Annotated in this window: 11 protein-coding genes; 4 read left to right on the top strand and 7 right to left on the bottom strand. The window is 66.5% G+C overall.

All coding sequences use genetic code 11. The annotated features are described in order from the left end of the window. Positions 1-28 precede the first annotated feature (28 nt). A complete protein-coding gene (locus tag MOQ72_RS32810) occupies positions 29-2,362 on the bottom strand; it encodes a glycoside hydrolase family 127 protein (RefSeq protein WP_242189645.1) in 2,334 nt (777 codons plus the stop codon). Between the two features lie 649 nt (positions 2,363-3,011). Beyond that, positions 3,012-4,430, bottom strand: coding sequence for a glycine betaine/L-proline transporter ProP (gene proP, locus MOQ72_RS32805; protein WP_242189644.1), 1,419 nt, complete (start codon positions 4,428-4,430; stop codon positions 3,012-3,014). A gap of 206 nt (positions 4,431-4,636) precedes the next feature. Here proP and MOQ72_RS32800 point away from each other — a divergent pair, with 206 nt between their 5' ends. The 3 genes from MOQ72_RS32800 (at position 4,637) to MOQ72_RS32790 (ending at position 7,309) form a co-directional block, all read left to right on the top strand. Next, positions 4,637-4,897, top strand: coding sequence for a hypothetical protein (locus MOQ72_RS32800; RefSeq protein ID WP_242189643.1), 261 nt, complete (start codon positions 4,637-4,639; stop codon positions 4,895-4,897). A gap of 243 nt (positions 4,898-5,140) precedes the next feature. Continuing rightward, positions 5,141-5,668: a hypothetical protein gene (locus MOQ72_RS32795; RefSeq protein WP_242189642.1), complete on the top strand. Its 528-nt coding sequence runs from the start codon at positions 5,141-5,143 to the stop codon at positions 5,666-5,668. 450 nt (positions 5,669-6,118) lie between these two features. Then, on the top strand, positions 6,119-7,309 hold the full coding sequence (locus MOQ72_RS32790; protein ID WP_242189641.1) for a glycoside hydrolase family 64 protein: 1,191 nt from the start codon (positions 6,119-6,121) through the stop codon (positions 7,307-7,309). 393 nt (positions 7,310-7,702) lie between these two features. On the opposite strand, the gene MOQ72_RS32785 is transcribed toward MOQ72_RS32790, so the two are convergent. Both MOQ72_RS32785 and MOQ72_RS32780 read right to left on the bottom strand, forming a co-directional pair. Further along, positions 7,703-8,269, bottom strand: a complete 567-nt coding sequence (locus tag MOQ72_RS32785) for a hypothetical protein (RefSeq protein ID WP_242189640.1) — start codon at positions 8,267-8,269, stop codon at positions 7,703-7,705. A gap of 410 nt (positions 8,270-8,679) precedes the next feature. Further along, positions 8,680-9,150: an Lrp/AsnC family transcriptional regulator gene (locus MOQ72_RS32780; protein ID WP_242189685.1), complete on the bottom strand. Its 471-nt coding sequence runs from the start codon at positions 9,148-9,150 to the stop codon at positions 8,680-8,682. 259 nt (positions 9,151-9,409) lie between these two features. Between MOQ72_RS32780 and MOQ72_RS32775 the strand changes: the two genes are divergently transcribed. Then, on the top strand, positions 9,410-9,829 hold the full coding sequence (locus MOQ72_RS32775; RefSeq protein ID WP_242189639.1) for a DUF2000 domain-containing protein: 420 nt from the start codon (positions 9,410-9,412) through the stop codon (positions 9,827-9,829). 165 nt (positions 9,830-9,994) lie between these two features. Here MOQ72_RS32775 and MOQ72_RS32770 read toward each other — a convergent pair whose 3' ends face one another. The 3 genes from MOQ72_RS32770 to MOQ72_RS32760 form a co-directional block, all read right to left on the bottom strand. Further along, positions 9,995-11,551 (bottom strand): BCCT family transporter, encoded by a 1,557-nt coding sequence (locus MOQ72_RS32770; protein ID WP_242189638.1) that lies wholly within the window; start codon positions 11,549-11,551, stop codon positions 9,995-9,997. Between the two features lie 23 nt (positions 11,552-11,574). Continuing rightward, complete coding sequence (locus MOQ72_RS32765) at positions 11,575-12,522, bottom strand: transporter substrate-binding domain-containing protein (protein WP_242189637.1); 948 nt, start codon at positions 12,520-12,522, stop codon at positions 11,575-11,577. A gap of 116 nt (positions 12,523-12,638) precedes the next feature. Continuing rightward, positions 12,639-13,385 (bottom strand): LLM class flavin-dependent oxidoreductase (locus MOQ72_RS32760; RefSeq protein ID WP_242189636.1); only part of this gene is annotated, 747 nt, incomplete at its 5' end.

The following is a 13,385-nucleotide window of genomic DNA, read 5'->3' as shown; positions in this document are numbered from 1 at the left end:
AGAGCTGACATCGCGCGCCTCGCAACGGCTACGGGCGGAGTTCGCCTTCTGCCTGGGTGGCGTACTCGATCACGGTGTCGCGTTCCGCGGCCGTGAACAGGCCATTGACCACCCACTCGTTCGCGAGTTCCACCACCCGGCGCACGAAGTCGCCGTGGGTGGGGAACGGTGCGGCGTCCCACACGACGTCGAGGAAGGTCAGGCCCTCGTCGCCGGGCGAGCCGATGCCCTCGACCGGTACGTCGTAGTTCGGCAGGTCGTCGTCGCGCTTGCGGTTGGGCACACCGGTGTTGATGGTGCCGAAAACCACGTCGGGCTCGACCCTCCTGAAGTACGGGGACTGGGGCTGGGCGTCCCCCACGTAGTGCGGACGCAGCGTGAGACCACCCGTGGTGAAGGTCTGGTCGCCGCTCGGTGTGATCGCCGCTCTGGAGTATTCGCCGTCCAGCTTCAGGTAGCGGTAGAGCGTGAGTTCCCGGAAGTTGCCCGCGCCTGGGTCGCCGAGGATCGGCATCAGCAGCGGGCCCCAGAAGATCGACTGGGTGTCCGGACGGTCGATGGCCCGCTCGATGCGAATGGTGAACGGCATGGCGACCTCGATGGTGTCACCGGGGCTCCACGTCCGGCTCAGCGTGAGGTAGCTGCCGGGTCGTGCCGGAGGACCCGCCACGCGTTGGCCGTTGACGGACACCACGAAACCCTGCGGGGTCGCGGCCACCCAGCCGGGGACGCGTAGCTTGATGTCGAGCGGGCCGCTGCCGTCCACGGTTAGCGTGGTGCCTTGTTCACGGGGGAAGTCGGTCCGCTGCGTGATGGTGAACCCGCGATCGGTCCAGGCCAGGCGCGATGTGGCGTAGAGGTTGACCCACAGGGTCGACCCGTCGGCCGAGCGGAAGTAGATCGTCTCCTGGTACTTCGTGTGGTTCTCCAAACCCGTGCCCCCGCAGCAGGTTCCGGTGTTGCCGTAGTCGCGCCTGGAACCGGGGGTCAGCGGCTGGAAGTACACGAGCTGCGGATCCTCGACCGTATCGGTGTCCGCTCGCTGCCCGGCGATCATGTTGACCAGGCCGCGCTCGTAGTAGTCCAGGTACGCCGGATCGGGGTCGAAGAAGAACAGGTTGCGCGCCAGCTTGAGCAAGTTGTAGGTGGTGCAAGACTCGGCGCCATCCGAGCCGATGGCGTTGGCGACGTTGTCCCGGTTCTGGAACATTTCGGGGTTGTCATTGGAACCTGGGAAGTTCCCGCTCGTGCCGCCGTGCGCGAACATGCGATGGGGCACCACCATGCCGAAGAAGTTCTTCGCCGCGACCCGGTACTCCTCCTCGCCGGTCTGCTCGAAGATCCGCAGGTAGCCGACGAAGTTGGGGACGTGCGTGTTGGCGTGCAGGCGATTCGGCCGCCGCCGACCTGGGCGGGTCGCGTCGGTGGTGACCAGGATGTCCCGGTTGTCCACGCAGGCACCGAACAATGACTCGCGGTTGTCGAAGCACCTGGCCGTCTGCAGGTGCCGATCGTCTCCGGTCAGCCCGTAGATCTCGGCGAATACCTCGTTGGCACCGCCGTACTCCCCGGCGATGTAGGTGTCCCACATGAGGTTCAGATCGTCCCTGGTGACCGGTCCCGAGTAGTCCGGGTGATGAATGTCGCCGAGCGTCAACGCCAGGTGCGCCCAGTCCGCCATCTTGCGGACGATCTCGAACGCCCGCTGGCTGCCGGTGAGCGTGTAGGCGTCCAGGAGGCCGCGCATGATCTTGTGCTGGGTGTACCACGGCGCCCAGGTGTTGGTGTCCAGATCATCGCCGTACAGGGCGAACCGCGGTGGACCGGCGCGCAGCACCACGTCCTCGGGTAGCGCACCCAGGTAGCCGGGATGCACGGTCCTGCCCAACAGTGCGTCCTGGCATTCGCCGAGCTCGGCGACCATCCAGTCCAGTTTGTCCTTGAAGACCTGCTCGTCCTGGTCGACGTGGGACTGCGCCAGCGCGGTCAGGTAGTGGCCCGTCCAGTGGCCGCTGAGCAGACCCCCGTCCTCCCAACCTCCCGGGACGTCCAGGCCGGGCGGATTGGGCCGCCCCGAGGTGTTGTTGAACAACAGGAGAAAGCGCTGGTGGTCGTATCTCTCGATGAAGTTCTTCATCAAGTCGCGCTTCTCCTGGAAAAGGCCGGGTCCCACGGCCACCTGGCGCAGTGCGAAGGGCCGGATCGGAGCAGTGCTACCGGCCCCGACATCGGGCGACACGTTGTTCGCGAGCAGGTGAGCGGCGGGCCCGGGAGTGTCCGCGTAGGCAACGGGCAGGGATCCGGCCGCGGCCACGGAGGCGGCGCCAACGGCGGAGGAGCGGAGGAAATCACGCCTCTTCATCGGCCTACCGCTGCTCGTCATGTCACTCCCTTTTCATCCGATTCGGCCCGTCGGACAGGATCTGGTCAGCCGGACAGCTCTTCCTGATCCTGTGCGGGCAATCAGCCCGTGAACACCGCCGACAGGGCCACACCAGCGGCCAAAACTCGACAGAAACACGGATCTCGGCTCCTACCCGTCGGGTACCAGCACGACGAATCGGCCCCAGAGCAAGCCAGCAGGGAGTGGCGGGGCGAGGCAGTCAATGCCCGAGCTGACTTGCTCCGAGTGGTGAAAGCGGCGGGTTTCGGGCAGTCCTACATGATGCCGGGCGCGTAGCGCTTCCATGTCGTTCCGGCTTCTACGGCCCGATCCTCTGCATTGGTTGATCGCAGCCGGTGATGCCAGGGTGCTATTCGTCGCGCGCTGGCAACCTCGCCACGGTGTCTATTGTGGACGTTGATATCGGGAGGGCTCCGTGGCGTGCGGCCAGTCGTGCCCGCAGACCTGTGGGCGCGTGCAGGATGTTGTTGTCGTGGACGGAAGTACTGTAGTCGTCACCGGCGATTTCGGAGGAACGGCGCGAAGTGCCTGGCGGAACGAGCGGCTGCGACCACATCCGAACGGAAGCAGCGTCAGAGGCCGCGGTCGGCCCCTCCGACCGGCCGGATCAGCGGCTGCGCGCCGCGAGCTCCTTGGCCTCCTGCCGCGACGAGACGGTCGGGCCGGAACCCGGCATCGGTTTGCCCGCCGACTCGTGGGTGAACCACATCGCGACGCCCCCGACGAGTCCAGCCACGACGAGCAGCACGGCCGGGATGATCTTGCTCCCGGTCTCGGCGATGAGGGCTTCGGAGACCAAGGGCGTGGTCCCGCCGAACAGCGCGACCGAGATGTTGAAGGCGATCGACAGACCGCCGTAGCGCACGCGCGTCGGGAACAGCGCGGGCAGCGTCGAGGGCAGGGTGCTGTTGAAGCACAACAACATCAGCCCCTGCAACGCCACACCCGCGAACACCGGCAGCACGCCACCCATCTGCACCAGCAAGAAGGATGGGACGGCGAAGACCACCAGCAAGCCGCACCCGACGAGCACCACCGGACGGCGACCGACGCGGTCCGACAGCCGCCCCACGAAGGTGATCGCCACCATCATCGCGACCATCACCACCAACACCAGCAGCAGGCCGTGCGATTCGCGGTACCCGAGCACCGAGCTCAAGTAGGTCGGCATGTACGAGGTCAGCATGTAGTTGGTGACGTTGAACGCGAGGACGAGCCCGATGCACAGCAACATCGCCCGCCACCAGCGGACGATGATCGTGCGGAATTCGCCGCCGCGTTCGTCTTCCCGGGACGAGGCCATCCGCGAGTACGCGGGCGTTTCCTCCAGCCTCAGCCGCAGGTAGAGACCGATCAGCCCCAGCGGACCGGCGACCAGGAACGGGATTCGCCAGGCCCAGCCGACCACGTCCTGCTCGGGGAGTGCGCTGGTGATCGCGGTGACCAGGCCCGCGCCCAGCACGTAGCCGGTCAGCGTGCCGAACTCCAGCCAACTGCCCAGGAAGCCCCTCCGGCGGTCGGGCGAGTACTCGGACAGGAAGGTCATGGCTCCGGCGTACTCGCCACCGGTGGAAAAGCCCTGCAGCATGCGGACGACCAGCAGGAGCGCGGGCGCCCAGACGCCGATCGCCGCGTAGCTCGGGATCAGGCCGAGGCAGAACGTCGCGACCGCCATCATGATCATCGTGGTGGCCAGCACGTTGCGGCGCCCGAAGCGGTCGCCGAGCGGCCCGAACACCAGCCCGCCCAGCGGCCGGACCAAGAAGGCCGCGGCGAAGGTCGTGAACGTGGCCAGCAGTTGCACGGTCGGCGTCGCCTCCGGGTAGAAGACCTTGCCGAGGGTGGCCGCGAGGTAGCTGTACACGCCGAAGTCGAACCACTCCATGGTGTTGCCGATCGCCGTCGCGCCCACCGCACGCCGCAGCGTGGGCGCCTCCACGACGGTGATGTCGTCCTCGGTCAGCGTCGCCCGCCGTCGTGAGCTGGGGAATCGGCGGCGACTGCGGCCATCGGACTGAGCGGACATGTCGATCCTGCTCCTCGCACCGGACCGGGCGTTGGCACTCTCCTCCCCCGTCCTACCGCTGCACTGCGGACGTGTCCATTCGAGACCCACGAGCTTCCCGGCCTGCCACCAGCAGCGCGGCGATCCACGCGTCGCATGCGGCGGTAGAGACAGCATCGGCCCTACCAGCCCCGGCCCGCCGGGAAGCGGCTCGTGGGACCGGTCAGGTGCGTACGCTGTCGGAGATCGTCGAACGCGGGCTGCGCTCGGGCGTCTTCCGCCAGGGGATCGATGCCGTCGACCTCCACTTCGCGATCACGAGTTTCAGCTTCTTCCGGCTGTCGAACCAGTTCACGTTCCAGTGGCTGTTCCAGAGCAACCCCGCCGCACCGGAAAACCGCGAGCGCTTGCGCAAACTCCTGTCGGACATGGTGATCGGGTACGCGATGACGAGCCCGGACTCGATGCCTGCCCGAACAACCGACTAGGACGCATGTGCGAGTTCGACGAACTTGTTCGCCACGCGTGTCCAATGCGCGGTGCTGGGGCTGTCCTCGCCAGGAAAGGTCTGAGAACCCGCGCAGTGCGAGTTGCGAGGGTGGGAAAAGCGAGATCACCCTGCCCGGAGGTGGGCAGGGTGATCGGAATTCGCGGTTCGGGGTGTGCGGATCAGTGCTCGATGCGACGGGCTCTGAGGACCCCTCCCCGGCCCGGCTCCTAGCGTCGGGGGCATGTCCGAACAGGAACTGGATCGGCGGGACTGCTACGTGGCCCGTCAAGGGCCGACGTGGCAGACGACGACCTGGGGTGTGGGCTGCACGGTCGTCGGCGGGTTGGTCATCGGTTTCGGGAGCGGCACGGGGGCCGTGGTCGCCGCCGTGGCGATCTGGCTGCTCGGCGCGCTGATCGCGGGCATGCCGGTGGTGCGGCGGGGACGGGTCGCGGTGAGCGTGGACGCCCGCGGGATCGAGCTGGGAATGGGCCGGAAACTATTCCTACCCTGGCCACAGGTGATCGCGATCGTTGAGCTTCGATCGGGCCGGAGCCGCTGGCTCGGTGTGCAACCTGTGCCGGGTGCCGAGATACCCCGCCGTCCCGGGCGGGCGACCCAGGCGGTCAACCGGATGTTCACCGCCTCCGATGTCCCGGCCGAGGCGGTCGATTTCAGCATTCCGATCCAAGGATGGAAACTCGACCGTGCCGCGCTGGCTGCCGCCGTTCAGACCCACGCCCAACACGTCGAGTTGCGGCTACGATGATCAGGCCAACTGTTTCGCCGTACCTGCCGGACGTGGCCCCTGACTACGGGCCGGACCGAAGGCCACAGGCCGTCGACCCCACGGACTTGCATCCAGTGGATCTGGTGCGGGATGAGCGGTGGGTGGGAAGTTTCCCGTTGTTTCCCATACAGGGCCGCGGTTGTGAACCGGATTAGGTCGCGCGGGCCCTGGATTTTCGGGCGAGCCGGATCGAGGCCGCCCGGAAGTTCCTGCGCAACGCCGGGTGGCGATTGATCCGGTGGCTGGTTCTCGTCGGGTCCTTGCGATTTCACAGCACGTGTGCGGTTGCGTTGATTGGTGTTCGGGGGTGCTTGTTTCCGACATTTCGGGGTTTTGTGGCGTGGTCTAGACATGCAGACTTCGGTATCGATCACGACAGGATCTAGCCCGCCTTTCAGGGCGACGCCGTTGTCTGTGGAGGTAGTTCCCATGGTTTCTCGTCGGAGGTTTCTCGGCTATTCCGCCGCGGCATTGACCGCTCCGTTCTGGGGCCAGGCGATCAGCCTGCCGTTCGCCTCGGCGGCGCCGGAGAACCTGAAGTTCAAGCTGGTCAACAACTCCGGTGCCACCGCACACGCCTACATCACCGGCTTGTCCGACGGTGACGGCAGGGCCGTGTTCGTCCGGCCCGACAGCACCCTGTACTTCCCGGAGGCCAGCGGTCCCGAGCCGCAGCCGCTGGGCGAGGACCCGGCGATCCCGGTCGACGGGACCGTCGAGGTCACCGTTGCCCGCATGTTCGGCGCGCGGGTCTACTTCGCGACCAACGACAAGCTGGAGTTCCAGGCCGTGAAGGGCGCTGACGGTGCCACCACCGTCGTGCACCCGAACTTCGTCTCCGACGCCGACCCGAACTTCGGCAAGGACTGGACGTTCGCCGAATTCACGCTCAACGCCGAGCAGCTCTACGCCAACATCAGCTACGTCGACTTCGTCGCCGCGCCGATCGGGCTGCACCTCCAGCACGCGGGCGGCGCCCAGGAGGTTCCCGGCCTGCCCACCGGCTCGCTGGACAAGATCGCGTCGTCGCTGAAGGGACAGGGCGGCCAGTGGCCGATCCTGGTACAAGAGTCCGGCGGCAAGGTGGTGCGGGTGCTGAGTCCGAACCACCGGGCGGGCGACTTCGCGGGCTACCTGGAGCCCTACGTCGACGAGGTGTACGCCAAATACGCCGCCGAAACACTGTTCATCGACACGCAGCGCTCGGACATCGGCATCCTGGAGGGCAAGGTCGAGGGCAGCGAGCTGGTGTTCGGCTCGGAGCGCTTCGCCAAGCCGACCTCGGCCGACATCTGGGGCTGCAACAGCGGTCCGTTCGCCAACAGTCCGGGCAGCGACTCCCAGCAGCGCTTGGCGATCGTGCCGCGGCTGGCCGCGGCGTTCAACCGCACCACCCTGCTGATCAACAACGAACAGCCGCACAGCGAGGACCCGGCCACCTTCTACCAGCACGAACCCACCAACCACTACGCCCGCATCGTGCACGAGAACCTGCCTGACGGTAAGGGCTACGCCTTCCCCTACGACGACGTCAGCTCGAATGCTGGCGAAGACCACAGCGGCAAGGTCAACCACAGCGACCCCGAGGTGTTCACCCTGACCCTCAACGCCATTCGCTAAAAGCACCCCGTTCCCACAGCGACCGACTCGCACCCCGCGAGTCGGTCGCCGCTTGAGTCACCTCCAAAAAGGCCTCCACAACCTGTGACCCGCGAAACCCCTTCTCGCCGTCGGGACGACCAGATTTGAACCTGCGCCCCCTTAGCCCTCAGAATAGTCCACAAAAGACGATCACCTGCGAAAAGGCAGAAACCGCAGGATAAAACAGTGCAGCATGGGTCGGTTCACTTTATTGCAACGCGGTTTTCGCCGATACAATCCTCCCGCGTTCCTACCACCGCATACCGCGCCATTCCCGACTCGGAGCGGGCTGCGTGCTTACCATGGCGTCTTGAACTTTGCCCTCGCCTTGAAGTCCATGTCTAGGTTAAAGATCAGGTCGCGGGCCAGTTGTCAGGCATCGAGTCCCGGCATGCGTAGATCCGCATCGGCGCGGGCCGACCGCAGGCCCGAAATGTTGGAGAGGACTACGACGCCGGTCCCGACCACGAGCACCAGCGCGAGCCAGAACCCGCCGGACACCCCGGCGCCATCGCCGATACCAAGCCAAGCCCACGAGGAGGCATCGACGTAGACGTAGACCGAGCCAGCGTGCGCGGCGGCCAGTACTGCGGTCGCTACCAGCAGCACCAGGCTCACGGCCGTGGCGGTGGCGCCGACCGCCACACGACGATAGGTGTTGGGTACCAAGGCGCTGGCTGCGCCAGCGAGCAGCACCAGCGTGGTGAGTGCGGCGAACAGTCGGATACCGGTCGGCAGCGTCGCAGCTGGCCCGACAATGGTGGCCGGGTCAGGGGACGTCACGTAGGGCGAGGTGATGTTCGGCGTGCCCGACACCGCGCCCCAGCCCGGGTAGCAGATGCGTATGAGCCCGTGGGTGTCCGCGCCGCAGGACACGCCCGCCAACGGCAGGACGGCCGCAGCCAGCAGCGCAAGAAGGAAGCCGAGCGGTATGAGCACGCGCGAGAGCGTGACAGGTGAATCGGGTGGCAAGTTGACCATGCGGAAACGTTAGCGCCGCAGTACGGGACCGGTCCCAACCGTTTACCCGACTTGGCTGGGGCGGACACGCTTCAATGGACACCGCATCGTGGTACTTCCGCGCTAGCTGGCCAGCACGACCTGGGTTCGTCGGTGCCGATTACCTCGTGATCACCGTCCAAATAGGTCACTCCCAGCTGACTCGGCAAAGGAATTTCACACTGCTGCAGCGCTGGATCGTCTCCGGCCTGACCGCAGGGGCCGTCAAGAGCTGATCCCGCCCGTACCCACGAACACGACCAAACCCACAACCGAGCGAAGAAGCCCACCATGGTCGGCATCACGTGCAGCCGCTGGGGTGTGGCTGCACCGGGCAGCGCGTCGAGCTGTCATGACTCCTCCGTGCCTGGCACGGGCACGACCACCGAACGCCGGACATGACTGAAGATCACCGAGGTCCGCACGTGCACGATCTCCCGCCGCTGGGTGAGGCGGTCCAGGATGAAGGCGCTGAGCTGATCGTTGTCGGCCACCGCGACGTGCAGCAGGAAGTCGTCGCTACCGGACATGACGAAGTACGACAGCACTTCCGGCAGGCTCGCCACGAATGCCTGGAACGACTCGATCACCGCGCGGTCCGGCGGACGCAGCTGCACGGCCACCATCGCCTGGGTACCGCGACCGATCTTCCGCAGGTCCACATCGGCGTGCTGGCCGCGCAGGATGCCGCGCTTGGTCAGCCTGCGGATGCGTTCCAGACAGGTGGACTGTGCCACGTGCAGGCGGGCGGCCAGTTCCTTGTTCGTCAGCCGAGCGTCCTCCTGCAGGAGCGTCAGCAACGCCGTGTCAAGTTCGTCCAGCACCATCATCAGCACCACGTTTCCGTGCAGAATTCGAGATTATCGCGGGTGACCGAATTTATCACGACGAAAGTCAGAACCATCCGCATCGAATGCTAAGTTCGACATCATGACCCTGCGTGACGGCGAGTTCGTCGAACTCGCCGCCGCGGCAGGCTCTGCGGAACCCGCGCGTCGGCGCGGGCGCACCCTGACGGTCGCGGCCGTCGTGGTGGCGGCGTTGATTTAAGGCAAAACCGAACACCGAGAAGGACACCGCATGACAGGCCAGCCAGAGTTCAAGTGCGCGATCGCGGTCAGCGACGAGCTGCCCACGGGACTCGCGGTCAACGCGGCGAGCGTGCTCTCGCTGACCATGGGGCACCGCGTCGAGGGACTCGTCGGCGTGGATGTGAAGGACGCTGACGGCGTGACACACCCCGGCGTCATCTACACCCCGCTGCCAATCCTGGTGGCGCCGCGCGAGCACATCGACACCATTGTGCAGACCGCGGCCGCGCAGGACGGGATGTTCTTCGTCGGCTTCAGTTCCCTGGCCCAGGGCTGCAAGACATACGAGGAATACATCGACAAGATGGCGGCCACCCCGACCGCCGACCTGGCCAGTGTCGGTGTCGGCCTGTACGGCCCGCGCAAGCAGGTCAACAAGCTCGTCGGCTCGCTGCCACTGCTCCGCTGAGATCAGTCCCGCCATCCGGACGTCTCGCCGCTGGTGTCCGTAGACGGAAAGACGTGTCTCGGTGCGGACCTCTACAACCGCCAACTACGGCCGCCCGCTTGTTGGACAGCCATTTGCGCGGAACTGGAGGTTGACTGTCATCGACCATCCCGGGCCGACACGGGGTCACTCGGCTACTGGGCGGGCGGTCACTGCGGCCTTGGTGTCTGAGCGCAGGTCGAACACGAAGCCGACGCACATCGCGAGCAGCATCAGGACGAAGGGCGAGGCCACCACGATGGCGCCCCACTGCAGCGCGTCGAGCCCGCCGACCATGAGCAGCACCAGGGCCACCAGCCCGATCAGCACACCCCAGGTGACAACGATCCACTTCTTCGGGTCCGGGTTCCCACGCGAGGAAAAGGTGCCCAGCACGAGCGCCCCGGCGTCCGCGCCACTGATGAAGAAGACCGCGGCGAGGACCACCACGGCGGCGCTCGTGACCGTGGTGAGCGGATACGTTTCGAGCACCTCGAACAGGGCCGCCTGCGGGCTCGCCTCCGCGGCCGCTGCGATGTCGCGCTCGCCGGTTAGCTGCAGGTCCAGCGCGGCGCCACCGAGAACGGCGAACCAGACGATGCTGGCGATCGTTGGCGCCACCAGCACGCCCATCACGTACTCCCGGATTGTTCGGCCCCTCGAAATCTTGGCCAGGAAACTGCCCACGTAGGGGGCCCACGAGATTCCCCACGCCCAGAAGAACACCGTCCAGTCCTGCATCCAGGTGCCGCTGTCGAACGCGCCGGTTTCGAACGACATCGGGATGAAGTTGAACAGATAGCCTCCCATCGCCTCGGACAGCAGGTCGAGGATGAACCGGACCGGCCCCAGCACCAGCAGAAACACCAGCAACGCGAGCGCCAGCACGACGTTGAAGTCGGCAAGCCGCTTGATGCCCTTGCCGACCCCGGAAACTGCCGAGAGCAAGAAGCCGACGGAAAGCACGCTGATCACGACGATCAGCAGCCAATCCGTCTCGGACAGGTCGGTGCCGGTGAGGAAGCCCAGTCCGGCGACGATCTGCAGGGTCCCGAGTCCGAGGGTGACCGAGTTGCCGACCAAGGTCGTCACGATCACCCAAGTGTTGATGCCACGTCCCCACGCTCCGTCCGCTCGATCTCCGATGATCGGCCGGAGCGTGTCGGTGACCAGGGTTGTGCGGCCCTTGTTGTGCGTCGCGTAGGCCATGGCCAGGCCGGCCACGCCGAAGAACGCCCAAGGGTGCAAGCCCCAATGGAAGACTGAGTACTGCATCGCGACGGTGGCGGACTCGGCGGTGCGTGGCGCCGGGCCGCTCGGAGGGGGATCCGCGTACAGAATCGTTGGTTCCGCCGCCCCGTAGAAGATCAGCCCGATGCCGACCCCGAGCGCGAACATCATCGCGATCCAGGAGAACGTCGAGTACTCCGGCTTGTCCTCCGGGGCACCGAGCTTGATGTGACCGAACCGGCCGATCGCCAAGTACAGGATGAAGAACACGAATGCGCCGGTGGACAGCACATACACCCAGCCGAACCAGTCGGCGATGAACGCGTAGATGTGCAGGCCGCCGACCCGCATCACATCGCTGGCCAGCAACCCTGCAAGCAGGAACGCGACGGTCAGACCGGCGGCGATCGTAGCCACCGGCACGTCGATTCCGGAGAGGCGGGACGTTTCGGATCTGGCTCGGGTCGACCCCATGGCGACCTCCTGTTCGAGCGCGCTCACCGGGGAAGTGGATCGATCTCCGGGCCGGTCACCCCCGGCGCGCGACACAGCTGCTCAGTGGTGATCCCCGGATCGGGCATCTCGGCCTCGGTGAAGCCGTACTCCGACATCAGTCTCAGCACACTGCCGTCCCCCCGGAGCGCGCTCAGCTCACGGTTGAACGCCGCCCGGAGCTGTTCATCCGGCTTGCGGAAAGCCGAGGCCCCACATCCGGTCACCGGCACGCCACCGATGACCGGCGTGAACGGATCGAGCAGTTGCGTCTGCGCGACCTCGGGCGCGCCGATCCGCTCCGCACGCAGGCGGGCCTGCTCCAACAGGGAGCGCAGCGAGATATGGGTCAGGCTGAAGCTGTCGGCCCGGCCCGAAGCGACCAGATTGAGTCCGTCCTCCGGGACACCGATCACGACGATGTGGTCGTCCGGGACCCCCAGCGCACGGGCGTAGCTCTCCTCGACGCTCCCGGCCAGGACAACCAAGCTGGCGCCGACGGCGGCTACCGAGGCGAGGTCGCGCAGGTTGCGCGGGTTCCCGGCGCGTACCAACAGGCCGGTCGGCGCGCAATACTCCGGGTCGGAGAACGCGGCGCGGTCACAGCGTTCCCTGGTGACGAACATGCCGGCCGCGACCGTGTCGAAAGTGCCCGAATTGAGGCCGTTGATCAGCTCACCGAACCTGGTCTGCACGCCTTGGAGTTCGATATTTCCGAGCCGCCGGAAAACGGCTCGGTGCACGGCCGCAGTGGCACCGACCAGTACTCCGGCCTCCTCGTAGGCGTACGGCCGCTCCCCGGCGTGGCCGACGCGGACCACTCCGTCTCGCCTGATCCGGTCCAGCGTGTTGCCGAACCCCAGCGCGTCGCACCCGCCCGCTAGCACGAAGCTACCGGCGATCAGACCACTCCGAAGAACCTGTCGGCGTGACCAGGCAGCGCGGTGCGCCATGCTGCCAACTTTCTCACAGCTTCAGCGCGTGCGATGACCTATCGGGCAGTCAGGTTGCGTTCACCGCCGAGGCTTCGGCTCGGGCGCGGCCGGTAGGACAGCTGGTCGTCGAGGACCTAACCGCACCGACAGCGGCGAACGCACGGGGCGTTTTTCGTGTTCAGGTGACGATCGCCGGTGCAAGCCGTTCGAGTTCGGTGACGTTCGCGTGGAGGCCGTCGTCCGTGGTCGGCATAAGGATTACGTGGTCGGCACCCGCCTCGTGGTGGCCCGAGCAGCTCTCTTGCCTGCGCGCTGAATTCCGGCGGGCGCATCGCGGGCAGCGTGCCGTCGGCGATCTCCGCGCCGAGCGCGGTCATCTTCGGGCCGTTCGCGCCGATGATCCGGGGATACCGGGCGTCGGGTGCGGGAAGGAAGGCCTGCTCGGTCATTCGGCCGAGGTAGTCGCGGAGCGTTGACACAGGTTTTCCGAACTCGCGGTCGACGGCCGCCGCCTGTTGCGGATAGCCGACACCGAGGCCGAGCACGAACCGGCCGGGGTGTGCCTGCGCGAGCGTGGCCGCCGCGGCATGGGTCGTCTGCGGCTCCCTAACCCGGATGTTGGCGGCCCCGGTGCCGAAAACGGCGTTGTCCGTCGCGGCGAGCAAGGTCGCTACCTGTGCGAAAGCGTCCTTGCCGAGCGCTTCGTTGACCCAGATCGCGGGGTAGCCCGCCTGTTCGAGCCGGACCGCGGCATCGTGCTGCTCGTGCACCGGCGGCATGCTCGTGAACGACACGGGCAGAGACACGCCCACGGGCCCGAGCGCGCGGCGGGCGTCCTCGACGATGCTCATGCGAAGTAGTGCCCCTTCGCCAGATCGGCG

The organism is Saccharopolyspora soli, assembly GCF_022678645.1.
Lineage (GTDB): Bacteria > Actinomycetota > Actinomycetes > Mycobacteriales > Pseudonocardiaceae > Saccharopolyspora > Saccharopolyspora soli.
The sequence above is the reverse complement of the archived record's forward strand: the minus strand, read 5'-3'. Positions and strand labels throughout refer to the sequence as shown.